General features: G+C 70.8%; 24 protein-coding genes. 18 read left to right on the top strand and 6 right to left on the bottom strand.

Going from position 1 to position 24,425, the window contains the following annotated elements; all coding sequences use genetic code 11:
* Positions 1–85 precede the first annotated feature (85 nt).
* Positions 86–2,188 carry a TonB-dependent receptor gene (locus tag EOD73_RS11645; RefSeq protein WP_127683177.1) on the top strand — a complete coding sequence of 701 codons (2,103 nt, stop codon included), beginning with the start codon at positions 86–88 and terminating at the stop codon, positions 2,186–2,188.
* 55 nt (positions 2,189–2,243) lie between these two features.
* Here EOD73_RS11645 and EOD73_RS11640 read toward each other — a convergent pair whose 3' ends face one another.
* From EOD73_RS11640 to EOD73_RS11630, 3 genes are all read right to left on the bottom strand, one after another.
* Positions 2,244–2,558 carry a PspC domain-containing protein gene (locus tag EOD73_RS11640; protein WP_127683176.1) on the bottom strand — a complete coding sequence of 105 codons (315 nt, stop codon included), beginning with the start codon at positions 2,556–2,558 and terminating at the stop codon, positions 2,244–2,246.
* Between the two features lie 119 nt (positions 2,559–2,677).
* Positions 2,678–3,142, bottom strand: coding sequence for a GrpB family protein (locus tag EOD73_RS11635; protein WP_127683175.1), 465 nt, complete (start codon positions 3,140–3,142; stop codon positions 2,678–2,680).
* Entirely contained in the window at positions 3,142–4,764 is a 1,623-nt protein-coding gene (locus EOD73_RS11630) for a peptide chain release factor 3 (protein ID WP_127683174.1), read from the bottom strand. The genes EOD73_RS11635 and EOD73_RS11630 overlap by 1 nt, the downstream gene beginning before the upstream one ends.
* Positions 4,765–4,910: 146 nt before the next feature.
* Between EOD73_RS11630 and EOD73_RS11625 the strand changes: the two genes are divergently transcribed.
* The 5 genes from EOD73_RS11625 to glcE are packed head-to-tail and all read left to right on the top strand — an operon-like array spanning position 4,911 to position 11,046.
* On the top strand, positions 4,911–6,707 hold the full coding sequence (locus tag EOD73_RS11625) for an OPT/YSL family transporter (RefSeq protein WP_127683173.1): 1,797 nt from the start codon (positions 4,911–4,913) through the stop codon (positions 6,705–6,707).
* Positions 6,708–6,717: 10 nt separating this feature from the next.
* Positions 6,718–7,617, top strand: coding sequence for a transporter substrate-binding domain-containing protein (locus EOD73_RS11620; RefSeq protein WP_127683172.1), 900 nt, complete (start codon positions 6,718–6,720; stop codon positions 7,615–7,617).
* A gap of 54 nt (positions 7,618–7,671) precedes the next feature.
* Positions 7,672–8,454: a PhaM family polyhydroxyalkanoate granule multifunctional regulatory protein gene (locus tag EOD73_RS11615; protein ID WP_127683171.1), complete on the top strand. Its 783-nt coding sequence runs from the start codon at positions 7,672–7,674 to the stop codon at positions 8,452–8,454.
* 10 nt (positions 8,455–8,464) lie between these two features.
* The gene (locus EOD73_RS11610) at positions 8,465–9,961 is read left to right on the top strand and encodes an FAD-linked oxidase C-terminal domain-containing protein (protein ID WP_127683170.1); all 1,497 of its coding nucleotides are present in this window, start codon (positions 8,465–8,467) and stop codon (positions 9,959–9,961) included.
* Positions 9,961–11,046 (top strand): glycolate oxidase subunit GlcE, encoded by a 1,086-nt coding sequence (gene glcE, locus EOD73_RS11605; RefSeq protein WP_127683169.1) that lies wholly within the window; start codon positions 9,961–9,963, stop codon positions 11,044–11,046. Before EOD73_RS11610 ends, glcE begins: the two co-directional genes overlap by 1 nt.
* A 15-nt stretch (positions 11,047–11,061) precedes the next feature.
* Here the strand turns inward: glcE and EOD73_RS11600 are convergent, their stop codons facing one another.
* Positions 11,062–11,862, bottom strand: coding sequence for a helix-turn-helix domain-containing protein (locus tag EOD73_RS11600; protein ID WP_127683168.1), 801 nt, complete (start codon positions 11,860–11,862; stop codon positions 11,062–11,064).
* Positions 11,863–12,011: 149 nt separating this feature from the next.
* On the opposite strand from EOD73_RS11600, the gene EOD73_RS11595 reads away from it, so the two are divergent.
* From EOD73_RS11595 to EOD73_RS11585, 3 genes are read left to right on the top strand one after another with little or no spacing between them, the layout of a single operon-like run.
* The gene (locus EOD73_RS11595; protein ID WP_127683167.1) at positions 12,012–12,557 is read left to right on the top strand and encodes a carboxymuconolactone decarboxylase family protein; all 546 of its coding nucleotides are present in this window, start codon (positions 12,012–12,014) and stop codon (positions 12,555–12,557) included.
* A 37-nt stretch (positions 12,558–12,594) separates the two neighbouring features.
* Positions 12,595–13,092 carry a YHS domain-containing (seleno)protein gene (locus tag EOD73_RS11590; RefSeq protein ID WP_127683166.1) on the top strand — a complete coding sequence of 166 codons (498 nt, stop codon included), beginning with the start codon at positions 12,595–12,597 and terminating at the stop codon, positions 13,090–13,092.
* Positions 13,093–13,115: 23 nt separating this feature from the next.
* Positions 13,116–13,733 (top strand): pyridoxamine 5'-phosphate oxidase family protein, encoded by a 618-nt coding sequence (locus EOD73_RS11585; RefSeq protein ID WP_127683165.1) that lies wholly within the window; start codon positions 13,116–13,118, stop codon positions 13,731–13,733.
* On the opposite strand, the gene EOD73_RS11580 is transcribed toward EOD73_RS11585, so the two are convergent.
* Positions 13,699–14,598: a LysR family transcriptional regulator gene (locus EOD73_RS11580; RefSeq protein ID WP_127683164.1), complete on the bottom strand. Its 900-nt coding sequence runs from the start codon at positions 14,596–14,598 to the stop codon at positions 13,699–13,701. The two genes, EOD73_RS11585 and EOD73_RS11580, sit on opposite strands and share 35 nt — an antisense overlap.
* Before the next feature lie 182 nt (positions 14,599–14,780).
* On the opposite strand from EOD73_RS11580, the gene EOD73_RS11575 reads away from it, so the two are divergent.
* The 7 genes from EOD73_RS11575 to EOD73_RS11545 all read left to right on the top strand — a co-directional run bounded on the left by EOD73_RS11575 (position 14,781) and on the right by EOD73_RS11545 (position 19,924).
* Positions 14,781–15,209, top strand: a complete 429-nt coding sequence (locus tag EOD73_RS11575) for a YiaA/YiaB family inner membrane protein (protein ID WP_127683163.1) — start codon at positions 14,781–14,783, stop codon at positions 15,207–15,209.
* A 20-nt stretch (positions 15,210–15,229) separates the two neighbouring features.
* Complete coding sequence (locus tag EOD73_RS11570) at positions 15,230–15,652, top strand: hypothetical protein (protein ID WP_127683162.1); 423 nt, start codon at positions 15,230–15,232, stop codon at positions 15,650–15,652.
* The gene (locus EOD73_RS11565; RefSeq protein WP_127683161.1) at positions 15,649–16,452 is read left to right on the top strand and encodes a DUF2145 domain-containing protein; all 804 of its coding nucleotides are present in this window, start codon (positions 15,649–15,651) and stop codon (positions 16,450–16,452) included. The genes EOD73_RS11570 and EOD73_RS11565 overlap by 4 nt, the downstream gene beginning before the upstream one ends.
* 66 nt (positions 16,453–16,518) lie before the next feature.
* Positions 16,519–18,378: an MFS transporter gene (locus tag EOD73_RS11560; protein ID WP_127683489.1), complete on the top strand. Its 1,860-nt coding sequence runs from the start codon at positions 16,519–16,521 to the stop codon at positions 18,376–18,378.
* A gap of 6 nt (positions 18,379–18,384) precedes the next feature.
* Positions 18,385–18,813: a YcxB family protein gene (locus EOD73_RS11555; RefSeq protein WP_127683160.1), complete on the top strand. Its 429-nt coding sequence runs from the start codon at positions 18,385–18,387 to the stop codon at positions 18,811–18,813.
* Positions 18,795–19,385: a GNAT family N-acetyltransferase gene (locus tag EOD73_RS11550; RefSeq protein ID WP_205702458.1), complete on the top strand. Its 591-nt coding sequence runs from the start codon at positions 18,795–18,797 to the stop codon at positions 19,383–19,385. The genes EOD73_RS11555 and EOD73_RS11550 overlap by 19 nt, the downstream gene beginning before the upstream one ends.
* Positions 19,382–19,924 carry a hypothetical protein gene (locus EOD73_RS11545; protein ID WP_127683159.1) on the top strand — a complete coding sequence of 181 codons (543 nt, stop codon included), beginning with the start codon at positions 19,382–19,384 and terminating at the stop codon, positions 19,922–19,924. The genes EOD73_RS11550 and EOD73_RS11545 overlap by 4 nt, the downstream gene beginning before the upstream one ends.
* On the opposite strand, the gene EOD73_RS11540 is transcribed toward EOD73_RS11545, so the two are convergent.
* Positions 19,908–21,815 (bottom strand): TonB-dependent receptor domain-containing protein, encoded by a 1,908-nt coding sequence (locus tag EOD73_RS11540; RefSeq protein ID WP_164846047.1) that lies wholly within the window; start codon positions 21,813–21,815, stop codon positions 19,908–19,910. The two genes, EOD73_RS11545 and EOD73_RS11540, sit on opposite strands and share 17 nt — an antisense overlap.
* A gap of 175 nt (positions 21,816–21,990) precedes the next feature.
* Between EOD73_RS11540 and bufA2 the strand changes: the two genes are divergently transcribed.
* Complete coding sequence (bufA2, locus tag EOD73_RS11535) at positions 21,991–22,275, top strand: BufA2 family periplasmic bufferin-type metallophore (RefSeq protein ID WP_127683157.1); 285 nt, start codon at positions 21,991–21,993, stop codon at positions 22,273–22,275.
* Positions 22,276–22,333: 58 nt separating this feature from the next.
* Positions 22,334–24,016 carry an MNIO family bufferin maturase gene (gene bufB, locus EOD73_RS17955; RefSeq protein WP_127683156.1) on the top strand — a complete coding sequence of 561 codons (1,683 nt, stop codon included), beginning with the start codon at positions 22,334–22,336 and terminating at the stop codon, positions 24,014–24,016.
* Positions 24,017–24,425: the final 409 nt, after the last annotated feature.

Genomic DNA, 24,425 nt, shown 5'->3' with positions numbered 1-24,425 from the left:
GCCCCCAGCCTTGGGGCTTGGTGCGGCGCCTGATTGCCTCTGCACCCCCGCTCGGCGCCGCCGCGCGGGGAAGGACCTCCTTTCCATGTTGACCTTCTGCCCTTTCTCCCGGCAACGCCTTGCCGTGGCCGCCGCTTTGTTCGCCGCCGCTTGCGCGGCGCCGGTTCTGGCCCAATCGACTCCAGCAGCCGCCGCCACCCCGCCCGCGGCGGCCGCCTCGGACGTCGCCGTCCCCGCCTTGCAGCCGGTGGTCGTCACCGGCAACCCGCTGCGCAGCACGCAGACCAGCGCCGCGGTGTCCGTGCTGGACGGCGATGCCCTGGTGCTGCGTCGCGGCAGTGCGCTGGGCGACACCTTGGACGGCCTGCCCGGCGTGTCGTCCACGTACTTCGGCCCCAATGCCAACCGCCCTGTGGTGCGGGGGCAGGACGGGGACCGGATCCGCGTGCTGAGCAACGCGGGCGCCTCGCTCGACGCCTCGGCGCTCAGCTTTGACCACGCTGTACCGATTGACCCGCTGGTGGTCGAGCGCATCGAGGTGCTGCGCGGCCCCGCCGCCTTGCTCTACGGTGGCAGCGCCGTGGGCGGGGTGGTGAACGCCATCGACCAGCGCATCCCACGCACCCCGGCGCGGGGCTTGAGCGCTGCCGGCCAACTTCGCGTCGGCGGCGCCGACGGCCAACGCGGCGTCTCGGCCGTGATGGACCAAGGCAGCGACGGCTGGGCCTGGCACGCCGACGCCTTCTGGCGCCGCACCGACGACCTGCGCGTGCCGCGGTTCGAGCGGCCTGACGGGGCGGGTGGCACTGGGCTGTCGACCCGCGTGCTCAACTCCGCCAGTGCCGCGCAGGGCGGCGCCGTGGGCGCCTCGCTCGTGGGCGCCTGGGGCCACTTGGGGCTGAGCGTCGACCACCACGGCAACGACTATGGCGTGGTGACCGAAGACGACGTGACCATCCGGATGAAGCGCGACAAGGCCGCCGTGTCGGGCGAGTGGCGCGACCTGGCCGTCTGGCTGCCCGCGCTGCGCGTGCAGGGCAGCCTCACCGACTACCAGCACCAAGAGGTCGAGGGCAGCGGCGAGGTGGGCACCACCTTCAAGAACCGTGGCGGTGATGTGCGCGTGGAAGCCGTGCACGCGCGCCGTGAGGTCGCCGGTGGCATGCTGGACGGCGTGTTCGGCGCGCAGGCCGAGGCCTCGCGCTTCGAGGCCCTGGGCGAGGAGGCCTTCGTGCCCAGCACGCGCACGCGCAACGCCGCGGCCTTCTGGCTCGGGCAATGGCAGGCCGACCCGCGCTGGCAGTGGAGCGCCGGCTTGCGCGTGGAGCGTGCGAGCGTCGATTCCCTGGGCGACGCCGACCCGGCCGAGCCCAAGTTCGGCGCGGCCGTGCAGCGGCGCTTCACGCCCCGCAGCGCGTCCTTGGGCTGGAACGGCGACCTGGGCGAAGGCTGGCGCTTGACCGGCAGCCTCTCGCGCACCGAGCGCGCGCCCACCTCGTACGAGCTCTACGCCAACGGCGTGCACGCCGCCACCGCCACCTTCGAGCGCGGCGACACGGCGCAGCGTTTGGAGCAAGGCCGGCACGGCGAGCTGGGCCTGCACTGGCAAGGCAGCGGCCGGCAGGTTCAGCTGCAGGTCTACCGCAGCGACTTCGGCCGCTACATCGCCTTGCTGCCCACGGGCGAGCCGGACGTTGTCAACGCCGACGGCGAGGCCTTCCCGGTCTACGCCTTCCGCGCCGTGCCAGCCCGCTTGCAGGGTTGGGAGCTGCAAGGCACGCAGCGCCTGTGGCAGGGCGCCGGCAGCACGTTGGACTTGGAGGCGCAGTGGGACGGCGTGCGGGCCGACAACCGTGCCACGGGCGAGCCCTTGCCGCGCATCGCGCCGCAGCGCTTCAAGCTGGGTCTGGCCTGGCAGGGCGCGGCCTGGCGTTGGCAGGCCGAGGTGCTGCGCGCCCAGGCGCAGGACCGCGTGCCCTCGGACGACCTGGCGACGCCGGGTTGGACGCAGGTCAACGTGGCGGGGAGCTATCGATGGCGCTGGCAGGGCCAGGACGCGCTGCTCTTCGTCCGCTTGAACAACCTGGGCAACACGCTGGCCTACAGCGCCAGCAGCACGGTCACGGTGCGGGGATTGGCGCCGCTGCCGGGGCGCTCGCTGTCGGTGGGGCTGCGTTGGACGCTGTGAACGCGTTCTGAACCCCAAGAGGGCGAGGGCGGCACGGGCCGCCCTCGGTCGAGGCTCACTCGTTGGGCACGAAGATCCACAGCAGCGCGTAGGCCAAGAGGCTGCAGCCGCTGAGGAACAGGCCCAGCACGAAGAGCAGGCGCCAGCCCCAGGCCTCCAGGCCGGTGACCCGGGCCAGGCCGCCGCACACGCCACCGATCCAGCGATCGCTGCGGCTGCGGCGCAAGCCGTTCACCGCGGCAGCGGCAGCGGTCGCTGGCGCAGGGTCTTGCCCGTCCAGCACGCGGGCCTTGGCGCGTTGGAACTCCTCGTCGCTCAGCTTGCCATTGCTGTGCAGGGCGGCGAGGCGGTCGAGGTCGTTGGCAAACATGGTGGGCTCCCTGGGGTGCCTGTTGGGGTGAGTGAATGGTGCACTCCATGCCCCCTGGGCGCCCGCCCCTTGCGACGCAGCGCTTGCTCTGCGGCACAGGGTGCATCCGCACACGATGGTCAGCGCAAAACCAGCTGGATGAAGGCCGCTTTCGCTGCCCGGTAGTCGGCGTCGCTGGCCCCCGCGTGCTGACGCTTGAGGGCGTTGTACTCGGCGACCCGGTGGGGGTCGGCGCGCAGTCGATCACGGAATGTCAGAAAGTCGCGTTCGTGGCGCGACCCTGCCGCGACCAGTTGCACGGCATGGTCGTGGGCCTCCAGCATGCACAGCATGGAGGTGCGCAAGGTGTCGGTCTTTTCGGTGTATCCGTCGTCGACCAGGACCATGCGGACGGCTTCGAGGTCTTTGGGGGCGACCAGCATGAGCACATCCAAATCGCCCTTGGAGACGGCACCAGGCAGGCTGGATGCACCGATGTGCTCGATTCGGGCCGTCGGCCAACGAGCGAGCAGGCGGTGGCGAACCTGCTCGAACTTCTGGCGCAAAAGCGGTTGGTAGTCGGCCGCTTCGTGCAAGGTGGGCATCAGCCGTCCATGCGCTTCTGGAACACCAGCCCCGCGTGCTCGCGCAGCGCGTGGAAGTGGATCTTGGGCCAGTTCTCTTGGATGGCGCGCAGCTCGGGCGCGTACTCCACCAAGATGGTCGGCGCGTCCACGGCGTCCAGGGCCATGCGGTGGTCGTTGGCGGCGATGAATTTCTTCAACTCGTTCTCGTCGTCGGCCGTGACCCAGCGCGCCACCTGGAAGCGGCAGGGCTGGATGCGGGCCTTGACGCCGTACTCGTGCTCCAGGCGGTGGGCCACCACTTCGAACTGCAGTTGGCCCACGGCGCCCAGCATCAGCACGCTGCCGGCCATGGGGCGGAAGACCTGGATGGCGCCTTCTTCGCCCAGCTGTTGCAGGCCGGCGCGCAGCTGCTTGGTCTTGAGCGGGTCGGCCACTTCCACGTTGCGGAACATTTCCGGGGCGAAGAAGGGCAGGCCGGTGAACTGCAGCGGCTCGCCTTCGGTCAGGGTGTCGCCCAGGTGCAGCACACCGTGGTTGGGGATGCCGATGATGTCGCCGCCGAAGGCCTCTTCCAGCAGCTCGCGGCGCTGCGACAGGAAGGACACCACGGTGTTGGGGCGGAAGTCCTTGCCCGTGCGCGTGACCTTGAGCTTCATGCCGCGCTCGAAGTGGCCGCTGGCCACGCGCACGAAGGCGATGCGGTCGCGGTGCGCCGGGTCCATGTTGGCCTGGATCTTGAACACCACGCCACTGAACTTCTTCTCGGTGGGCGCCACCACGCGCTGCAGCGCGGCGCGCTCGCCCGGGGGTGGGGCCAGTTCCACCAGGGCGTCCAGCACCTCGCGCACACCGAAGTTGTTGATGGCCGAGCCAAAGAACATCGGCGTTTGGTGGCCGGCGAGGAACTCGCTGTGCTCGAAAGGCGTGGCCGCCTCGCGCACGAGCTCCAGCTCGCCCTGGGCCTGGCCCCAGGCCATGCCGAAGCGGCTTTCGTGCGCGGGGTTGTCCAGGTCGGTGATCAGCTCTTCGTCGCCGCCAGCGCGGTCCTCGCCCGGGGCGAACACGCGCATGGTGCGGGCGCGCAGGTCCATCACGCCGCCGAACTGCTTGCCCATGCCCACCGGCCAGGTGAAGGGGCAGATGGCCATGCCGAGTTCTTGCTCCAGCTCGTCCATCAGGGCCAGCGGGTCTTTCACCTCGCGGTCCATCTTGTTGACGAAGGTGAGGATGGGCGTGTTGCGCGCGCGGCAAACCTGCAGCAGGCGGCGGGTTTGCGGCTCGACGCCGTTGGCGGCGTCGATGACCATCAGCGCCGCGTCCACGGCCGTCAGCACGCGGTAGGTGTCTTCGCTGAAGTCCTGGTGGCCCGGGGTGTCCAGCAGGTTGATGACGCAGTCGCGGTACTCCATCTGCATCACCGACGAGGCCACCGAGATGCCGCGCTGCTTCTCGATCTCCATCCAGTCGGAGGTGGCGTGGCGCGCGGCCTTGCGGGCCTTCACAGAGCCGGCGATCTGGATCGCGCCCGAGAACAGCAGCAGCTTTTCCGTCAGCGTGGTCTTGCCCGCGTCGGGGTGGCTGATGATGGCGAAGGTGCGACGGCGGCGCACTTCGCTGTCGAGGCGGGACAAATCGGTCATGAGGGGCAATCCGGCAGGGAACCCGGCATTATCGAGCCCCGGGTTTTCCCGAGATTGCCGCCAGAACGGGGGAAAGTCGGCAGGCGCGACGCCTTGCGCGCCGGCTAGCCTGCCAGGTTGTTGTTCGCGATCCCTGGCCCCCTGACATGACCGATGCCGTTTTGAGCCCTGCCGACGCCCGCCGCTGGGCGTGGTTGCCCCCCATCGGCACGCCCGGCTACTACGCGCTCTTGGTGGTGGTGGGCATGCTGGTGCTGGGGCCCTTGGGGGGCCTGGCGGCCAGCTACATGAACTTCGCCGTGGGCTTCTACGTCAACGCGCAGGTCATGGCCGGCATCTTGGGCTCCATCGTCACCCTGGGCTACGGCGCGGCCGGCCGGCACGGCGCCAACTACATGCAGACCATGGCCGCCAGCGTGGCCGGCATGATGGCCATGAGCTCGCTGCTGCAGGCGCGGGTGTGGATGGGCCTGCCGCCCGTGCCCACCTGGCAGATGGTGAGCTACATGCTGGCCATCGGCCTGCTCGGCTGCGGCATTGGCATGCTGTACACGCCGGTGCTGGTGGAGCGCATGAAGCTCACCTACCCCTCGGGCCTGGCCGTGGCCAACATCATCCGGGCGCTGACCGATCCGGTGCTGCTCAAGCAGTCGGTGGCGCGCTTGTTCGGCGGCATGGGCGTGGGCCTGGGCCTGGGCGTGGCCTCGGTGAAGGTGGCGGTGCTCGGCGCCATCGAGATGAGCGTGGCCACCTTCGGCGCCGGCCTCATCGTCGGCGCGCGCATCACCATCCCGGCCATCACCTCGGGCCTGCTCTTCTGGGCGCTGACACCAACCTTTGTCGAGATCGGCTGGCTCAAAGACGGCGAACCCTTCCGCAAGATCGCGTTCTTGATCGCGCTGGGCATGATCCTGGGCGCCACGGTCATCGACATCGCGCTCATCCTCTGGCAGGCCTTCCAGCGCCTGCGCGGCGTTGACCCCGATCCCCTGCCCGTGGCCGACGAAATGCGCGGCCCCCGCCACAGCGTGCCGCGCTTGTTGGCCTTTGTGGCCGCCAGCGCCGTGGCCGTGGTGGTCTGCGGCACGCAGTTTTTCGACGTGCCCCTGCTCTTCATGCTGATGGGCCTCGGCATGACGGCCGTGCTGGTGATGGGCAACGGCATCTCGGTGGGCATCAGCGACAGCAATCCCATCAGCTCGGCCTTCGTCGTCAGCGTCATCGTGTTCGCGCTGGCCGGCCTCACCGACCCCATGGTGGGTCTCATGGCGGCCACCGTGCTGTTGGTGGCCACCAGCATCGGCTGCGACATGCAGCAAGACCGCAGCACGGGCTGGCGCCTGGGCTCCAACCGCGCGCTGCAGTTCCGCTTCCAGGTCAGCGGCATCTTGGTCGGGGCCTTGTTGGCCGTGGGCATCGCCGAGCTGTTCATGGCCGCCTACCCCGTGCTGCGCCTGGACCAAACGGTGATGAGCGCCGACCAACAGCCGGCGCAATGGTCCTCGGCCATGACCTACAAGTTCGTGGGCGTGCTGCGCGGGCTGTCCGAGCCCAACCCGCACCAAACGGTGGCCATCTTGATCGGCCTGGGCTTTGGCTTCGGCGTCGAATTGGCGCGCAAGCTGCTCAAGCGCGCCGTGGCGTACCGCCGCTTCGTGGCCTCGGGCCGGGCCGGCTTTGTCACCGACTTCTGTGTCGACGCGCTGGTGCTGCCCAGCCCCTACGCCTTCAGCTTCGGCGGCTTCGTGAACCTGCCCACCTCCCTGTGGTTCGGGGCAGGCGGCATCGTCTCCAGCCTGTTCAACAGCCTGCGCCCGGCCCCCCAGGGCGACGGGACGCCCAGCGACATGAGCACCACCTCCCTGGTGGGCGGCGGCTTGATCGCCGGCGACGCCCTGGCCGCGCTGGGCTTGGGCGTGGCCGGCCTGTTGGCCCTGCTGTGAGCCCCCGACCATGACCGAGCGGCGACGTCTTCTTGCGGGCTTGGGGGCCTGGGCCTTCGCGGCGCCGGCGGCCTGGTCGCGCACCACGCACACGCCCGAGACGCAGGGCGATGCCACGGTGCGCATGCCCGGCCCGCCCGTGCACGTGGAGCGGCAAACCTTCTTCCAGGGCGAGTTGGCCCGCTTGGCGCTGGACAAGGCCGGGCACGCGGCCGACCCGCTGCGCCTCTTGTCCACGCAAACCTGGCCACGCCAGGTGCGCGAGTTGCGCGATGGGCACGCCGACGTGGCGCCCTTGCCCGCGCTGGACCCCGCGCTGTACGCGGAGTTTTCGCTGACGCGCGTGGACTTCCCCCTGCGGCGCGGCCTGCTGGGCGTGCGCCAGTTGGTGGTGCGGGCCGACCGCCTGCCCGAGTTCACCGCCTTGACGCACTTGAGCGACCTGCAACAGCGGCACCGCTTGGGCTACGGCCAGGATTGGGGCGACATGCCCTTGATGGCGCAACTGGGCTTCCAGGTCGTCACCGCGCGCAGCACCGACCTGCTGTACGCGGGGCTGCGCCAAGGCAGCCTGGACTTCCTCAGCCGCGGCCTGAACGAAACGCCGTCGGAGCTGCTGCGCTTCAGTGACCCCCAAGTCCCCTTGGCGGTGGTGCCGGGTGTGCTGCTCTTCTACCCCTTGGACGACTGTTTCTTCGTCGGCCCGCACCGGCCCCAGCTGCGTGCAGTGCTGATGGAGGGCCTGCAGCGGGCGCGGCGCGACGGGAGCTACCGGCGCCTGTTCCAACGCCACTTCGGCGCCTCGCTCGCGGCGGTCCGCGGCTCGCGCGTGTGGCAATTGCCAGGCTACCCGCAGCCGCCGGGGCTGTCGCTGCGCGACTACGACGTGTTGACGCGCTGGGGGGCCTGATCCCGCTCGGTGGCCGGAAGTAGGATCAAGGCCTTCCCCCGCCAAGGAGCTGCGATGAGCGACGCCCAGTTCAGCAAGTTCGTGCCCGGTTTCGACTTCCTGCAAGGCCTGATGAAGAACGCCGGCAGCAACTTGCCGGGCATCGGGGCCATCGGCCAGTGGGTCGCGCCCACGCTGAACCCGGAGGAGCTGGGCAAGCGCATCGAAGAGCTGCGCACCGTGCAGTTCTGGCTGGAGCAAAACGCCCGCATGCTGGCCGCCACCATCCAGGCGCTGGAGGTGCAGCGCATGACCTTGTCGACCCTCAAAAGCATGAACGTGCCCATGTCCGAGCTGAAGGAGGCGCTGAAGGTGCCCGACCTCAGCGGGGTGCCGGGCATGCCCGGCGTACCGCCGGGGGCGGCCTCGGCGGTGCAGGCCGGCAAGAAGGTCACGAAGAAGGTGGCCGGCGCCGCCCTGAAGGGCGCCACCAAGGCCGCAGGCAAGGCGGCGGGGGCGGCAGCCTCGGCGGCGGTTGGGGCCTCGGGCAAAGGCGCACCTGGCTTGGGCGTGGACCCGATGCAGTGGTGGGGCGCGCTCACGCAACAGTTCAGCCAAGTGGCCGCCAATGCGATGAAGGACAGCGCCACCGACGCCGCGAAGGGCCTGGCGCAGAGCCTGGTCAAACAAAGCATCGACGCCGCGGGCGACACCTTGCGCAAGGCCGCCAGCGTGCCCCAGGCCGTGGCCGGCAGCATGGCCAAGAGCCTGTCCACCCAGCGGGCCGAGGCCGAGGCGGCCGCTGCGCCCGCGCCGAAGGCCGCGCCGCGCAAGCGCGCGCCGGCCAAGCGCCGCTGATGCCCTGCTGATGGCCCTGGCTTCGACCGACGCGCCCGACCGCGCCGACCGCCAGCGCGCCTTGCTGGCCGCGCTGAAGCCGCACCTGCCGCCCGAGAGCCTGGTCTGGCGCGAGGCCCAACTCGCGCCCTTCGAGTGCGACGGCTTCACCGCCATGCGCGAGCGCCCGCTGGCCGTGGCCCTGCCGGCCACCGAGGACGAGCTCGTGGCCGTGCTGAAGGCCGCGCACCGCCTGGGCGTGCCCATCGTGCCGCGCGGCGCCGGCACCGGCCTGTCGGGCGGCGCCATGCCGCACGCCCTGGGCCTGAGCCTGGCCCTGAGCAAGTTCAACCGCGTGCTGGCCATCGACCCCCTGGCCCGCACCGCGCGCGTGCAGTGCGGCGTGCGCAACCTCGCCATCAGCGAGGCGGCCGCCGCGCACGGCCTGTACTACGCGCCCGATCCCAGCAGCCAGATCGCCTGCACCATCGGCGGCAATGTCAGCGAGAACGCCGGCGGCGTGCACTGCCTGAAGTACGGCCTGACGCTGCACAACGTCATCGGTCTCAAGGGCTACACGGTGGACGGCGAGCCGATCGAATTGGGCAGCATGGCCGGCGCCATCGACACCGCCGGCCCCGACCTGCTGGCCCTGGCCATCGGCAGCGAAGGCCTGTTGATGGTGGTGACCGAGGTGCTGGTGCGCCTGACCCCCAAGCCCGCGCTGGCCCGCTGCCTGCTGGCCAGCTTCGACGCGGTGACGAAGGCCGGCGAGGCCGTGGCCGCGCTCATCGCCGCGGGGCTTACACCCGCCGGCCTGGAGATGATGGACAAGCCGATGACCGCCGCCGTCGAGGCCTTCGTGCACGCCGGTTACGACCTGAACGCCGCCGCCATCTTGCTGTGCGAGAGCGATGGCGAGCCCGCCAGCGTGGAGGCCGAGCTGGCGCAGATGCGCGCCGTGCTGGAGCGCTGCGGTGCGACGCGCATCGAGGTCAGCCGCGACGAGGCCGAGCGCCTGCGCTTTTGGAGCGGGCGCAAGAACGCCTTCCCCGCCAGCGGCCGCCTGAGCCCCGACTACCTGTGCATGGACGCCTCCATCCCCCGCCGCCGCCTGGCCGAGATGCTGCAACGCATCGAGGCCATGCAGGGCGAGTGGGGCCTGCGCTGCGCCAACGTGTTCCATGCCGGTGACGGCAACCTGCACCCGCTGATCCTGTTCGACGCCAAAGACCCCGACCAAATCCGCCGCGCCGAGGGTTTTGGTGCGGCCATCCTGGAAACCGCGGTGGCCATGGGCGGCACCGTCACCGGCGAGCACGGCGTGGGCGTGGAGAAGCTCGGCTCGATGTGCGTGCAGTTCAGCGCCGAAGAGCTCAAGGCCTTCCACGGCGTGAAGGCCGCGTGGGACCCCAGCGGCCACCTGAACCCCGGCAAGGCCATCCCGCTGTTGAACCGCTGCGCCGAGGGCGGCAAGCTGTGGGTGCGCGGCGGCGTGCTGCCGCACCCCGAGCTGGAGCGCTTCTGATGCAAAGCATTGCCGACCGCCTGCGCGAGGCCAGCGCGCGGCAGCAGCCGCTGGAGCTCATCGGCCACGGCAGCAAGCGCTTTTACGGCGGGGTGCCGCTGGGCGCGCCCTGGCGCTTGGGGCAGGAGCCCGAGCTCCTCGGCGTCCGAGCGTTCGAGCCCTCCGAGCTTTACGTCACCGTCGGCGCCGCCACCCCGCTGCGCGAGCTGGAACACCTGCTCGCCCAACACGGCCAGCACCTGGCCTGCGAGCCCCCGCGCTTTGGCAACGAGGGCACCGTGGGCGGCCTCGTCGCCACGGGCTTGAGCGGCCCAGCGCGCCCCTACCAAGGCGCGGTGCGCGACCACCTGCTGGGCCTCACCCTCATCGACGGCCAAGGCCAGGTGCTGAAGTTTGGCGGCACGCTGATGAAGAACGTCGCCGGCTTCGACGTCAGCCGCCTGATGGTGGGCGCGATGGGCACGCTGGGCCTGATCGCCGAGGCCACCTTCCAAGTGGCACCGCTGCCGCAGGTGCAGGCCACGCTGCACTTCCACGCCGAGCACGACGACGCGCTGTACGCCATGAACCGCGCCGCCGCCCAAGGCTTCCCCTTGAGTGCCAGCGCCTGGTGGGACGGCGGCCTGCTGCTGCGCCTGGCCGGCAACGAAGCGGCCGTGGCCAGCGCCCGCCAGCGCCTGGGCGGCGAGGTGCTGCCTGCTGAAGCCGCCGACGCCTTTTGGGCCGGCCTGCGCCACCAAACCGACGAGTTCTTCGCCGGCGCCGTGCGCGCCATCCAAGCGGGCAGCGGCGTGGCCATCTGGCGCGTGTCGGTGCCGCCCACCGCGCCCCTGCTCAAGGTGCCCGGCGAGCAACTCATCGAGTGGGGCGGCGCCCTGCGCTGGCTCGTCACCCCGCTGGAAGGCGGGCGCATCCGCGACCTGGCCCGCCGTGCCGGCGGTCAGGCCACGTTGTACGCGGCGATGGACAAGCTCGGCCCGGTCTTCGAGCCGCCCTCGGCCGTGCTGGCGCCGGTGCTGGCGCGGCTGAAGGCGCAGTTCGACCCGGCGGGGGTGATCAACCCGGGGCGCTTGGCGGCCGACTGAGCCGGCGGTCGCCGGTCAACGGGGCAGCGGAGATGGCGGCTCGTGCGGCACCGCAGGTTCGGCCCGCGCCGGCGCCGCGGCGTCCCGCCGCAGCGCTGCGAACGGCCCGAACAGCCACGAGCGCACGGCGATGACCAGCGTGTAGGGCCGGCGTTGGTCGGGCGGCAGGCGCTGGTCGGCCAGGTGCTGCTGCGCGAAGTCCTGCGTCACGCGCTCCAGGCGCTCGTTGAAGGCCGTGATCAGGTTGTGGCCGATTTGGCCGTGCACCACCATCAGGCGCTCGCCCTCGCCGTCGAAGTCGCAGTCGAAGTAGTCGTCGACGGCGTGCTCGCGGAAGAAGCGCATCACCGGGCCGCCCGGGCGCCAGCGGAAGGTTTTGGCCACCAGCAGGCGGTAACGGTTCAGCGGGCGCAGCTCGATGAAACCCAAGCGGTCCAGGTGGGCGAGGTGGCCGATGGCCTCGGCCTCGTCGAAGTCGTAGGTCGTGATCACCTGCTCGAAGGGCCACTGCGACAGGCAGCAAATCGCCATCAAGAGCAGCTTGGGGTTCTTCACCACGGCCTGCTCTTGCTCCTCCGACAGCTCGCGCCGCAGGGGCTGCGCGTCGGCCACGCGGCGGGCCAGGTCGGCGAAGTCCATCTTCAGCACGCGCAGCACCTCGTCGATGCGCGACAGCGGCAGGTCGCCCTCGGTGGCGAACATGCGCTTGACGCTGCTCTCGGCCAGGTCCAGGTGCTGCGCCAGCTCGGCGTAGGTGATGCCGGCCAGCTTCAGTTCGGCCTTCAGCGCGGCGATGAGGTCACGGGTGCTCGACATGGGGCGCAGCGTAGCCCAGCGGCATTGCGCGCCGATTGATTCATAAACCGGAACAATGAATTGCGTTTGGCGGTTATTCCTTTATTCGGTGCGCTCAATCACAGTTCGCTCCACCGCAGCGCCGCTGCCCATCCCCAAGGAGCCACCCCATGAACCGCATCCCGCCCGTCACCACCCCCTCGCCCGAGCAGCAAGCCCTGTTCGACGCCATCCACGCCCAGTTGGGCGCGGTGCCCAACTTCCTGCGCGTGCTGGCCCACTCGCCCGACGCGCTGCGCGCCTTCTTGGGCCTGCACCACGTGGCCAACGCCGGCGCGTTGAGTCCGGCCACCCGCGAGCGCATCGCCCTGGCCTTGGCCGAAGGCAATGCCTGCGACTACTGCGTCAGCGCCCACACCGCCATCGGCCGCAAGGCCGGCTTGAGCGTCGACGAGATGCGCGCCAATCGCGAAGGCCGCAGCGCCGACGCGCACGCCTCTGCCGCCGTGGCCCTGGCGCTGGCGCTGAACGAGCATCGGGGCGCCATCAGCGCCGCCGAGCTGGCCGCCGCCCGTGCCGCGGGGTTGAGCGATGCCGAGGTGGTCGAGGTCATCACCCACGTGGGCATGAACCTGCTGACCAACATCGTGGGCAAAGCCAGCCAGGTCGAGATCGACTTTCCCAAGGTGGCGCTGCTGAGCGCCGTGGCCGCCTGACCCCCTTCTTCTGACTCTGCTTCTTTTGGAGAACCCCATGACCCGCAACTTCCTTTCCGCCTCCTTGCGCGCTTTGGCCTTGGCCACGTCCCTCACCGCCGTGCTGGCCCCGAGCGCCTGGGCCTTCGACGAAAGCTCCACGGCCGCCGTGAACGTGGACGCCCAAAGCCTGGCCCTGCGCGGCCACGACGTGGTGGCCTACTTCTTGGACGGCGCACCGCGCTTGGGCACGGCGGCCTTCACCGCACGCCACGAGGGCGTGGAGTACCGCTTCGCCAGCGCCGCTCACCGCGACGCCTTCGTGGCCCACCCCGCGCGTTACCTGCCGCAATTCGGGGGCTTCTGCGCGATGGGCGTGGCCTTGGGCCGCAAGCTGGATGGCGACCCCACCGTGTGGCGCGTCGTCGACGGCAAGCTCTACCTGAACGTCACGAAAGAAGTGCAGGTCAAGTGGCTGAGCGACGTGCCCGGCCACCTGAAGGCCGCGCGCGAGCAATGGCCCGCGCTGCAGCACCGCGCCCCGCGCGACCTGTAAAGCCAGTCTCACAGGAGTGCCCCATGAGCCGCGCCTTCAGCGACCTGGCCTTCACCCCCACCGTGCGCGACTGGCAGGCGCGGCAGGGCAGCCGCGCGGCCTACGCCAAGTTCGACGCCCCCGAGGCCGCGCCCAACGACCGCTTGGGCGAGGCCGAGGCGGCCTTCGTGGCGGCGCGCGACCACTTCTTCATGGCCACGGTGGGCGAGACCGGCTGGCCCTACCTGCAGCACCGGGGCGGCCCCGTGGGCTTCCTGCGGGTGCTGGACCCGCAAACGCTGGGCTTTGCCGACTACCGCGGCAACCGCCAGTACATCAGCGCGGGGAACCTGCAGGGCAACGACCGCGTGAGCCTGTTCCTGCTGGACAGCGTGCAGCGCCGCCGCCTCAAGCTTTTGGGCCGCGCGCGCGCCGTGGGTCCCGACGAGCCGGACTTGCTGGCGCAGCTGGTGCTGCCCAGCACGCGGGCGGTGGTCGAGCGCGGCTGGGTGATTCGCGTCGAGGCCTGGGACTGGAACTGCCCGCAGCACATCACGCCGCGCTACACCGCCGAGGAGGTGGCGGCGCTGGTGGACGCCGCGGTCGAGCGGCGCGTGGCCGAGGCGCTCAGCGCAGGGCCGGGTCCTCGCGCAGCAGGCTGACGGCCAGGTCGATGAAGGCGCGTGCCTTGAGCGAGGCATGGCGGCCTTCGCGGTGCACCACGTGCACCGGCAAGGGCGGGGGCTCGAAGGCGGTCAGCACCGGTTCCAGCCGGCCCTGGGTCACCGCGTCCTGCACCTGGTACGACAGCAAGCGCGTCAGCCCGAAGCCGCCTACGGCGGCGGACAAGGCGGCGTCGTTGCTGGTCGTGGTCAGGCGCGGCTGCAGGGCCACGGTCTGCACCTCGCCGTCGCGCTCGAAGCGCCATTGCGGCTGCGGGCTGACCCCGCTGGCGGCCACCAGGGTGTGGCGGGCCAGGTCCTCGGGCCGCTCGGGGCGGCCCCTCGCGGTCAGGTAGCTGGGCGCGCCGACGACCACGCGCCGCACTTGGCCCACGCGCACCGCTTGCAAGCTCGAGTCGGGCAACTCGCCGATGCGCACGGCCACGTCCACCCCTTCTTCGACCAGGTTCACCACGCGGTCCAAGAACCAGCAGGCCACCTGCACCTGCGGGTAGCGATCGAGGTACTGCGTGACCACCGGCGTCACGTGCCGCGCGCCGAACAGGGCCGGCGCCGTCACGATGAGCGAGCCTTGCGGCGTGCCGTGCAGGCCGCTGACCGACTCGTCGGCTTCGGCCCAATCGGCCAGGATGCGCTTGCAGTCTTCGGCGTAGCGGCGGCCGGCCTCGGTGAGTCGCACCACGCGCGTGGTGCGCGTCAGCAGGCGCACCGCCAAGTGGGCTTCCAGCTCGTTCACCGCCCGCGTGACGGCGGGTGGCGACAGGCCCAAGCGCCGCGCCGCGCCGGCAAAGCTCAGCGCATCGGCCACGGCCACGAAGGCCTTGATCTGGTGCAGTCGGTCCACGCGCCCCTCCCGGGCCTGGTGCTGTGGGGAAGGTCGACAGCGTAGCCGCCCCCAACCGCCCGCCGGTGCCGCCCGGCGATACCGGCCGGCGCACGCGTCGGCACCCGGGCCAAAGGCTTTGACCCCCGCGACGGCCGTCGACACGATGCGCCCACCTCAACTGCTGGAGCGCAAGTCCTCCCATGAACACCCCCTCTTCGATGCCGCACCTCCGCCGTGACACCAAGGCCTGGCAAGTGCAGGTCTGGATCTCCTTCGGCGTCGCGGTCGTGCTGTGCGGCTCGGGCCTGGCCTACCTCCCCGTGGCGCCCATCGAGCGCGCCTTCATGGTGATGGCCTACGTGTTCTGTTTGTGCACGGTGTTCGCGCTGGCCAAGTACGTGCGAGACCGCCACGCGCACCTGCCCGAAACCCCGGCCTGGGGCCTGGTGGTCTGGGGCGGTTTCGGCTGCGCGATGGGCCTGACCGGCTGGGGCCTGTCGCAGCTGAGCGTGCAACCGCCCTACGCCGCCTTCTTGGTGGTGTCGTGGTTGTTCTTGATTTCCTCGGCCTTCACCTTGGCCAAGACCCTGCGTGACGCGCACGAAGCCTTGATGGCCGAGCGCGCCTGAACTTCGAAGGAGTGATGAGCATGAAACGCATGTCGATCTCGTTGGTTTCCGCGGCCATTGCTGCGGCCTTGACCCTCACCGCGGTGCCTGCGCGGGCCCACGGTGAGCTGTCCGAACTCAGCGCGCTGTCGGCCTTGCCGGTGGCGGTGTCGGTGGCCGCCCCCGTTGCCATCCTCAGCGGCGGCGTGGCGCTCACCGTGGTGAGCGTGCAGGTCAGCGCCGCCGGCACCGTGTGGGTGGTGGAGCGCGCCAGCGACGGCGCCCGCGCCAGCATCCGCTTCGCCGGGCGCGTGGCCCAGTCGGCGCTGTTGTCGGTGGGCACGGCGGTGACCGTCACCGTCGTGTCGACGGGCACGGTGCTGTCGGTGGCGGGGCAGGCCATCGCCTTCATCCCCAGCGCCATCGGCGAGGCCTTGCTCTACAACGAGGCCATCACCCGATGAGCCCCGCCTTGCGCCGCGTCGCCGCCGGGCTGGCGATGGCGCTCGCCCTGGCCACGGCCCACGCCGGGCGCCCCTGCGAAGAGCGCCCACCCACCGTGCACGCGGTGAGCCAGGGCCTGGCCCTGGGCGAGCGCACCGCCCGCGCGCTGGACGCCAGCGGCGCCGAGGTCGTGCTGCTCGCGCGGGCCGGGCAGGACCTGAGCCAGTACCACCTGCGCTGGTCGCACCTGGCCTTTGCCTACCGGGTGAAGCCGGCCGAGGGCGAGGTGCCCGGCACCTGGCGCGTGGTGCACAAGCTGAACCATTGCGGCAGCGACCGTGCTGGCGTGTTTCGCCAGGGCCTGGGCGACTTTTTCTTGGACAGCCCGCACCGCTATGAGGCCGCCTTCACCGTGCTGCGGCCCGATGTGGCCCAGCGCCTTCGGCCCTTGCTGGACGACAACGCGGGCCTGGCCCGCTGGCACGAGCGCCGCTACAGCGTGGTGAGCTACGCCTGGGGCACGCGCTACCAACAAAGCAACCAGTGGCTGACCGAGACCCTGGCCGGCGCCCTGGCGCCCGAGGCCGTGGACCGCGAGCGTGCCCAAGCTTGGCTGCGCTTGCAGGGCTACGAGCCCACGCGCCTGCGCATCGGCGCCCTCACGCGCTTGGGCGGCCGCATGACCAAGGCCAACGTCGCCTTCGACGACCACCCCAGCCACCTGCGCTTCAGCGACCGCATCGACACCGTGACCGCCGACTCGGTGTTTGCCTGGGTGTCGCGCAGCGGCTTGGGCACGCCAGAGCGCACGGTTCGCTGACGACAATCGCCCGCCAAACCCGGGAGCCGGACCTTGAGCCAAGAACACCCCAGCCAGTTTGCGTTGATGGCCCAGCGGCGCTTTGCGCCCTTCTTTTGGACGCAGTTCCTGGGCGCCGCCAACGACAACCTGTTCAAGTTCGCCTTCACGGTGCTGGTGACCTACCAGCTGTCGGTGAGCTGGCTGCCGCCGGCCATGGCCGGCTTGGTGATCGGCGCGGTCTTCATCCTGCCCTTCGTGCTGTTCAGCGCCACCTCGGGGCAGCTGGCCGACAAGTTCGACAAGCGCGCGCTGATGCGCGGCATCAAGAGCTTCGAGGTGGCCATCATGGTCATCGGCTGCTACGGTCTGTACGCCAAGGCCGTGCCGGTGATGCTGGGCTGCATCTTTTTGCTGGGCCTGCACAGCACCCTGTTCGGGCCGGTGAAGTACGCCTACCTGCCCGAGCACCTGCGCCCCGACGAGCTGACCGGCGGCAACGGCATGGTGGAGATGGGCACCTTCGTCTCCATCTTGCTGGGCAACATCCTGGGCGGCGTGCTCATCGCCATTCCCGAGGTGGGCGTGCACTACGTGGCCTGGGGCTGCCTGGCCTTTGCCCTCGTCGGCCGCCTGGTGGCCCAGGCCCTGCCCGAGACGCCGGCCAGCGACCCCAACTTGCGCATCAACTGGAACCCCTTCAGCGAGACCTGGCGCAACCTGTTGATCGCCCGCGAAAGCCTGGTGGTGTTCCGCTCGCTGCTGGGCATCTCGTGGATGTGGTTCGTGGGTGCCGTGTTCCTGGGCAACTTCCCCGCCATCGCCAAGGACGTGGTGCACGGCAACGAGCAGGTGGCCTCGCTGCTGCTGGTGGTGTTTTCGGTGGGCATCGCCATCGGTTCGCTGCTGTGCGAAACGCTGAGCCGCCGAATGGTCGAGATCGGCCTCGTGCCCCTGGGCTGCCTGGGCATGACGGTGTTCGCCGTGGACCTGTACTTCGCCTGCACGGCGCTGCCGGTGCACACCGGCGCGGCCTTCACGCTGCGCGAGTTCGTCGCCGCACCGGGCCACGCCCGCGTGATGCTGGACCTGGCCTTGATCGCCCTGAGCGCCGGCCTGTACAGCGTGCCCATGTACGCGCTGATTCAGTTGCGGGCGCAGCCCACGCACCGCGCGCGGATCATCGCGGCCAACAACATCCTCAACGCGCTGTTCATGATCGCCGCCAGTGTCATCGCCGGCGCCATGCTGTCCAGCGGCTTCACGGTGCCGCAGCTGTTCTTGGCCATTGGCATCGCCAACGCGGTGGTCGGCGCCTACATCTTCCTGGTGGTGCCCGAGTACCTGCTGCGCTTCATCGCCTTCGTGCTCAGCCACACGATCTACCGCCTGCGCCTGAAGGGCGAGCAGCACATTCCCACCGAGGGCCCGGTGCTGCTGGTGTGCAACCACGTCAGCTTCATCGACGCCGTGCTGCTCATGGCCGTGAGCCCGCGCCCGGTGCGCTTCATCATGGACCACCGCATCTTCCGCATCCCCGTGCTGGGCTGGCTGTTCAAGCTGGTCAAGGCCATCCCCGTGGCCTCGCAGAAGGAAGACCCCGTGGCCTACGCCAAGGCCTTCGAAGCCGCCTCGCAGGTGCTGCGCGAGGGCGATGTGCTGGCCATCTTCCCCGAGGGCGGCATCACCCGCGACGGCACGCTGCAGCCCTTCAAGGCCGGGCTGATGAAGATCTTGGAAACCGACCCCGTGCCCGTGGTGCCCATGGCGCTGAAGAACCTGTGGGGCTCGTTCTTCAGCCGCGCCGAGGGCGGCACCGCCATGGTCAAGCCCTTCCGCCGCGGCCTGTTCAGCCGCGTGGAGGTGGTGGTGGGCGAGCCCGTGCCGCCGCAGCAGGTCAGCCCGGAGGGCCTGCGCCAGCGCGTGGCCGCTTTGTTGGACGGCTGAGATTTCATGCAAGCACCATTGACCATCCACGTGGACTACAGCCTGCGCGCCTACCGGGCCGTGACCACCGAGCGCTGGACCGAGGCCATAACGGAAGCCGGCGAAAAAATCGGCCGGCCGCTGAACCGGTGGGAACGGGCCGCGTCTCTCGGGTTTTGGCAGCTGGTCGTGCCCCTGGTGTGGTGGCGCAAGCGCCGCAGCATGGGGCACTGCCTGTTCCGGTTGGACGCTGAGGGCCTGACCCGCGACAGCGACGGCTTTGGTCCGCAAGGTCTTCCATGGTCGGGCTTCCGACGCGCGCAGGCGTTGCCTTCGGGCTGGTTGTTCCACACCGAACGCAGCGCCATGTTCATCCCCAAAGAGTGCGTGGACGCGGCGCAGGAGGAGGCGCTGATCTCGCTCGTTCCGCCGGCGCTTTGGACTGCGCCGACCTGATGCACGCGCTGCGCACCGCTCGCCTGCTGCTGCGCGCGCCGCACGCCGACCTGGCCGAGGCGGTGGCCGACTTCCTGCGCCGCAACAGCGAGCACTTCGCCCCCTGGGACCCGCCCCGCCCGGCGGGCCTGCACACCGCCGCGCACCAGCGCGAGCTGCTGGCCAGTCAAGCGCTGGCGCAGGCCAACGGCAGTGCCTACCGCTGGTTCTTGACGCGGCACGACGCGCCCCAGGTCGTGATCGGCTCGGCCTCGCTCAGCAACGTGGCGCGCGGCCCGCACCAGGGCGCCTCGCTCGGCTACGCGCTGGACGCCGCCCACCAAGGCGCCGGCCTGATGCACGAGGCCCTGCAGGCTGTCGTCGGCGAAGCCTTCGGGCCGCTGAACCTGCACCGCCTGCAGGCCGCCTACCGCCCCGAGAACGCGCGCAGCGCCGCCGTGCTGCAGCGCCTGGGCTTTCGGCCGCTGGGGCTGGCACGGGACTACCTGTTCATCGATGGCGCCTGGCGCGACCACCTGCTGACCGAGCGGACCAACCCGGACTTCGTGCGTCCGCCGGAGTGGGGCCCATGAGCGTGCGCGCGCCCCGAGGCGCTCCCTGGCTGGCCTTGGCCCTGGGTGCCCTCAACGTGTTGCTGGTGCAGCTCATCGTGCAGCAGGCGCTGGGCTTGGACCTGCTGGGCGCCGTGGCCTGGCTCCTGCTGCCCGTCGGGACGCTGCTGGGCAGCGGCGCGGCCATGGCGGGCTTCGTCTGGGTGGCGCGCCAGCGCGCCTACCGGGCGGACCGGTGGGACCTGGTGCTGTTGGCCGCCGTGGGCTTGGCCCTGCCGGGGCTCGCGCTGGGGGTCCAGCACGCTTGGATCTTTTGGGACGTGCCTGCCGCATGGACCTGGGCCCAGTTCAAGGGGCATGCGGTGCTGGCCATCGAAGGCGCGCAGTCCTTCGTTTGGGTCCCCGAGCACGGGTTCTACGCGTCGGCGCTCGGCAGCCTGGGGTGGGCGGTGCTGGTGCCCAAGCTGGCCACCGCCTTGGCCGTGGCCAAGATCGCGCACAGCGCGAGCGGCGGCGGGTCGGACTTCCCCGGCCGCGACGGGTTCACAGCGCCGCGCTGAGGCTCGCCTGAAGCAGGCGCCCCGGGCGCTCGACGTAGAGCCCGCTGCCGCGCAGCTCGAAGCTGCGGTGGTTCAGCGCGTTCGTCATCAGCACGCGGGCCGTGAGGGCTTGGGGCCCGAGCTGGAAGGTCCAGCGGGCGCCCAGGTCGAGCTCGGTCAGCGCCGGCAGGTTCACGCGGTTGTCGCGCGTGGCGGTGATGGGGCCGGTGTGGGCCAGGCCCAGGTCGAAGGCGGCGCCGCCCAGCGCGGCGGGGCGCCACACCAGGTTCAGGCGGCCGCTGCGTTCGGCTTGGCCCACGGGGCGCTCGCCCACGCGGCCCAGGCGCACGGCCTCGCCGCTGACGCGGGGGCGCATCAGCACGGCGCCGGTGACCAGCTGCCACTCGGGGGACAGCGCGCCGCTGAGCGACAGCTCCACGCCGCGGTGGCGCACCTCGCCCAGCTCGGTGAAGAGGTTGGCGGCGTCGAGGTTGTAGTAGGGCTTGCGCACGTCGAACACGCCGGCCACCAGCTTGAGACCGGGCGTGGCCTGCCAGCGCAGGCCGGCGTCGCGCTGCGTGGTTTGCAGCGCGGGCATGGCCTGGTTGCGGTTGCTGGCGTTGGCCGGGGCCACGCCGCTTTCTTCCAGGCCTTGCGTGAAGCCGGCGTAAACCGCCAGCGTGGGGCTCAAGTGCCAGGCGCCGTTGGCCATGGGCAGCCAGGGTTGGCTGGCGGTGGCGGCGCGCGGGGTGCCCGATGCGGAGGGGCTTTGCACCGTCTTGCGGTAGTCGCTGCGCTGCAAGGCCACGCTGGCCTCGACCTGGCGCGCCCACTGCAGGCCATAGGCCAAGCCGCCGCTGCGCTGCAGCACGCGGTCGTGCGTGCGCTCGCCAAAGGCCCAGCTGGGCTGAGAGGGCTCGAAGGGCGCGTAGATGGCCATGCGGCCGTAGTCCAGGCTCTGCGAGCCGCCCACCAGGCGGGTGCGCGAGCGGCCGCTGGCCTGCAGGCTCAGGCGGTGCTGCCAGTCGCCGTCCGCCCAGTGGCGGGTCAGGCGCAGCTCGCCGCTGTCGGATGCGACCTTGGACGGCGGGTCCTTGATCACGCGGCGCAGGCCCGTGCCGTCGGGCTGCAGGTCCAGCATCAGGTTGGCGAAGCTGGCGCGGTCGTCGAACTCGGAATGGAACAGGCCCAGGCGCAGGGTCCAAGCGGGATCGAGCGCATGGCGCAACAGCAGGCCGCGGTTCAAGCCCACGCCTTGGTAAGCCGCCCAGCTGGGGCCTTGGAACTGGCGAGGCGGGCTGAAAGGCGGCAGGCCGGCGTAGCCGGGTTGCAGCAGGGGGCCGATCTGGTCGTGCGTGGTGTCGGTGCGGGCCCAGAACACCGTGGCGTCGGTGTGGGTGTCGGGCCGCCAGCGCAGGGCCAGCGCGGCGGTGGTGTTGTTGGCGTCGGTGCCGTTGCCGTACTCGGTGTGCGTGGCCTGCACGCCGCCTTGCACCGACCAGCCCGCGCCCAGCGGCCGGCTGCCGTCCAGCTCCACGTAGCGGCCGCCCCAGGCGTCGCCGCCCACGGCCAGGTCCACGCTGGCGCGCTCGCCCGGGCGGCGCAGGCGCACGTCCACCACGCCGGTGGGCGCCGGAAAGGCCTGGCCCTGCGCGCTCAGGCCCACGCGGATGGCCTGGGCGCCGCGCAGGCGCTGCGGCAGGTTCCACACCTGGTCGAAGTACAGGCCTTCGATGCGCACATTGCCCGCGGCCGTGGGCGAGAAGCCGCGCACGCTGCTCGCCGAGTACAGGCCGATGCTTTCGCGGCCCACGCTGGTGCCGAAGGCGTCGTCGGCGGCGGACACGGCGGCGCCTTGTGCGGCGGCCAACGCGGGGCCAATCAAGAGCAACAGCGGAGCGAAACGGGGCACGGTGGGCAAGGCAGGAACGGGGCGCGGCAGTGTAGGCAGCGGCGCCGTGAAACTTTTTTGCGGTGGGCGGCGTAAGGATGTCGTGGGTCGGTCGACTCATGCTCAGACCGAACGATGCAACCCCCAAAGCGCCGGACGGCCTGCCCTTCCCACCTCATCCTTTTTGGAGATTCCCATGAGCACCAAGACCGCCGCTTCCTTCGCCATGACCGCCGCCCTGCTGGCCTTGTCGGCCTCCGCCTTCGCCGCCGACGCGCCCAAGGGCTCGACGGGCAAGGCCATCGCCGCCAACGACAAGGTGCATTGCTACAACGTGCACGACTGCAAGGGCAACAGCGACTGCAAGACCACCGAGCACAACTGCAAGGGCCAAAACGGCTGCAAGGGCCACGGCTTCAAGGCCAAGACCGCGATGGAATGCCTGAAGGACGGCGGCACCATCGGCGACATCAAGGCCTGATCGCGTCACGAACCCAGCTGCGCCGGGCGGGTCCTGGCGCAGCGCTGTGGGCGACCCCATGAACGCTTCCATCGCCCAATGCGGCACCGGCTTCGGCCTGGGCCTGCGCACCGCGCACTACGCCGACTTCTTGGCGGCGCCCCAGCCCGTGGACTGGCTGGAAATCATCACGGACAACTATTTGGTGGAGGGCGGCAAGCCACTGCAGGTGCTGGACCGCCTCCGCCGCGACGTGCCCATGGCGATGCACGGCGTGGCCATGTCCCTTGGCGCCGCCTCGGGCCTGGACCGCGCTTACCTGGCGCGCGTGAAGGCCCTGGCCGACCGCGTCGAGCCCCTGTGGGTGTCGGACCACCTGTGCTGGATCGGTCCCGGTCCCGAGCAGCTGCACGACCTCTACCCCTTGCCCTACACCGACGAGGCCGCGCGCCTCGTGATCGACCACATCCGCCAGGCGCAAGACGCCTTGGGCCGCCGCCTGGTGATTGAGAACGTGTCCAGCTACTTGGACTACCGCGCCTCGGCGCACAGCGAGTGGCAGTTCTTGAGCCACATCGCCAACGAGGCCGATTGCCTGCTGCTGCTGGACGTGAACAACGTGTTCGTCAGCAGCGTGAACCACGGCTTCGACCCCTTGAGCTACCTGCGTGCGCTGCCGGCGCATCGCATCCAGCAGATCCACCTCGCCGGGCACTCGCCCGCGCGCGAAGGCGATGGGCTGCTGATCGACACCCACGACCACCCCGTGGCGCCCGAGGTTTGGGCCCTGTACCGCGAGGCCCGCCGCCTGTTCGGCCCCGTGGCCGCCATGATCGAGCGCGACGCCGACATCCCGCCGCTGCCCGAGCTGCTGGCCGAGCTGGCCGTGGCGCGACGGCACGCGGCCGAGGTGGATGCGCAAGGCGCTGGGGTCGTGCCCGTGACACCGGCGCCGCCTTTGGAGTTCGGTCGCCAAGCTGATGCGCCCGACCTCGGCACGACCCAACGTCGTGTGGCCGACCACGTGCTGTCCGAGGCCCTGCCCGCCGAGCGCCCCGACGCGGCCGCGCTGCTGCGCGCGCCCGCCGGCGCCGACCCGCTGCAGCGCCTGGGCGTCTACCACCACGCCTACCGCGCCCGCCTGGCCGAGGTGCTGGCCGACACCTTCGCCAAGACGGCCCGCTTCATGGGCGACGAGCTGTTCCACGCCGAGGCCACCGCCTTCGCGCCGCAGCACCCGCCACGCGCGCGCAGCCTCAACCGCTACAGCGAGGCCTTTGTCGCCCACTTGGCCGCGCGCTACCCGCACAACCCCGAGCTGGCCGAGTTGGCCCAGCTGGACTGGGACCTTCGCACCGCGTTCGACGGCCCCGACGTGCCCGCACTCGACGCCGCGGCGGCGCAGGCCGATGCCGAGGGCGTGTGGCTGCAGCGCGCGGCGCCCTTGCATCCCAGCGTTCGCCTGCGGCCGATCACGACCAACGTCGTGAGCCTGTGGAAGGCCATCGAGGCCGACGAGGAGGTGCCGCCGGTGGTGGCCCTGAGCGAGCCCACTTGGCTCTTGGTGTGGCGGCAAGGGCTGCGGCCGCACTTCCAGACGGTGGACGCGGGGTTGGCGGCGTTCCTGTCTGGTTTGCGCGCTGGCGCCAGCGTGACCGGGGCGTGTGAGGTGCCGGAGGTGCTGGCGTGGCTCGATGCGCCAGAGCGATTGGCGGGGTGGTTGCAGGGGGCGTTGGGGGAGGGGTGGCTTCGAGGGGATTGACTCGCTGTTTGTGAGAGCCCGCAGGGGGTTCCACCCCCTGCACCCGGGCTTCTTTTGTCTTGTCAAAAGAAGCCAAAACCGCCCGCCCCGGCAGCCTTCGCCCCCGCCGGTGGCGGGGGTTCCCTGTGCTGCTCGCCAAGCCCGGCCCGCCCGAAACTCCCTTCGTTCGCTGCGCTCACTGCGGTCAGACAGTCGGGCGGAGTCAGTTCACGAAGCGCGCTGACGCGCGCGCCGGACTCGGCTGTGCTGCTCGGCTCGTCAAACGGGGCGAACAGCCGAACAGCCAGCAGCCGGGAAACGGCGCAACGCTCCGCAGTCCGGGCTGTTCCGGCTGTTTGCCCCGTTCGGAGGCGCCGAGCAGCGCAGTGCAGGGGGGACGCGCGCGAAGCGCGCTTCAAGCTCTGACCCG

Source organism: Inhella crocodyli, from assembly GCF_004004565.1.
GTDB classification, from domain to species: domain Bacteria; phylum Pseudomonadota; class Gammaproteobacteria; order Burkholderiales; family Burkholderiaceae_C; genus Inhella; species Inhella crocodyli.
Note: the sequence above shows the minus strand (reverse complement) of the source record. Positions and strands in the feature narration are given on the sequence as shown.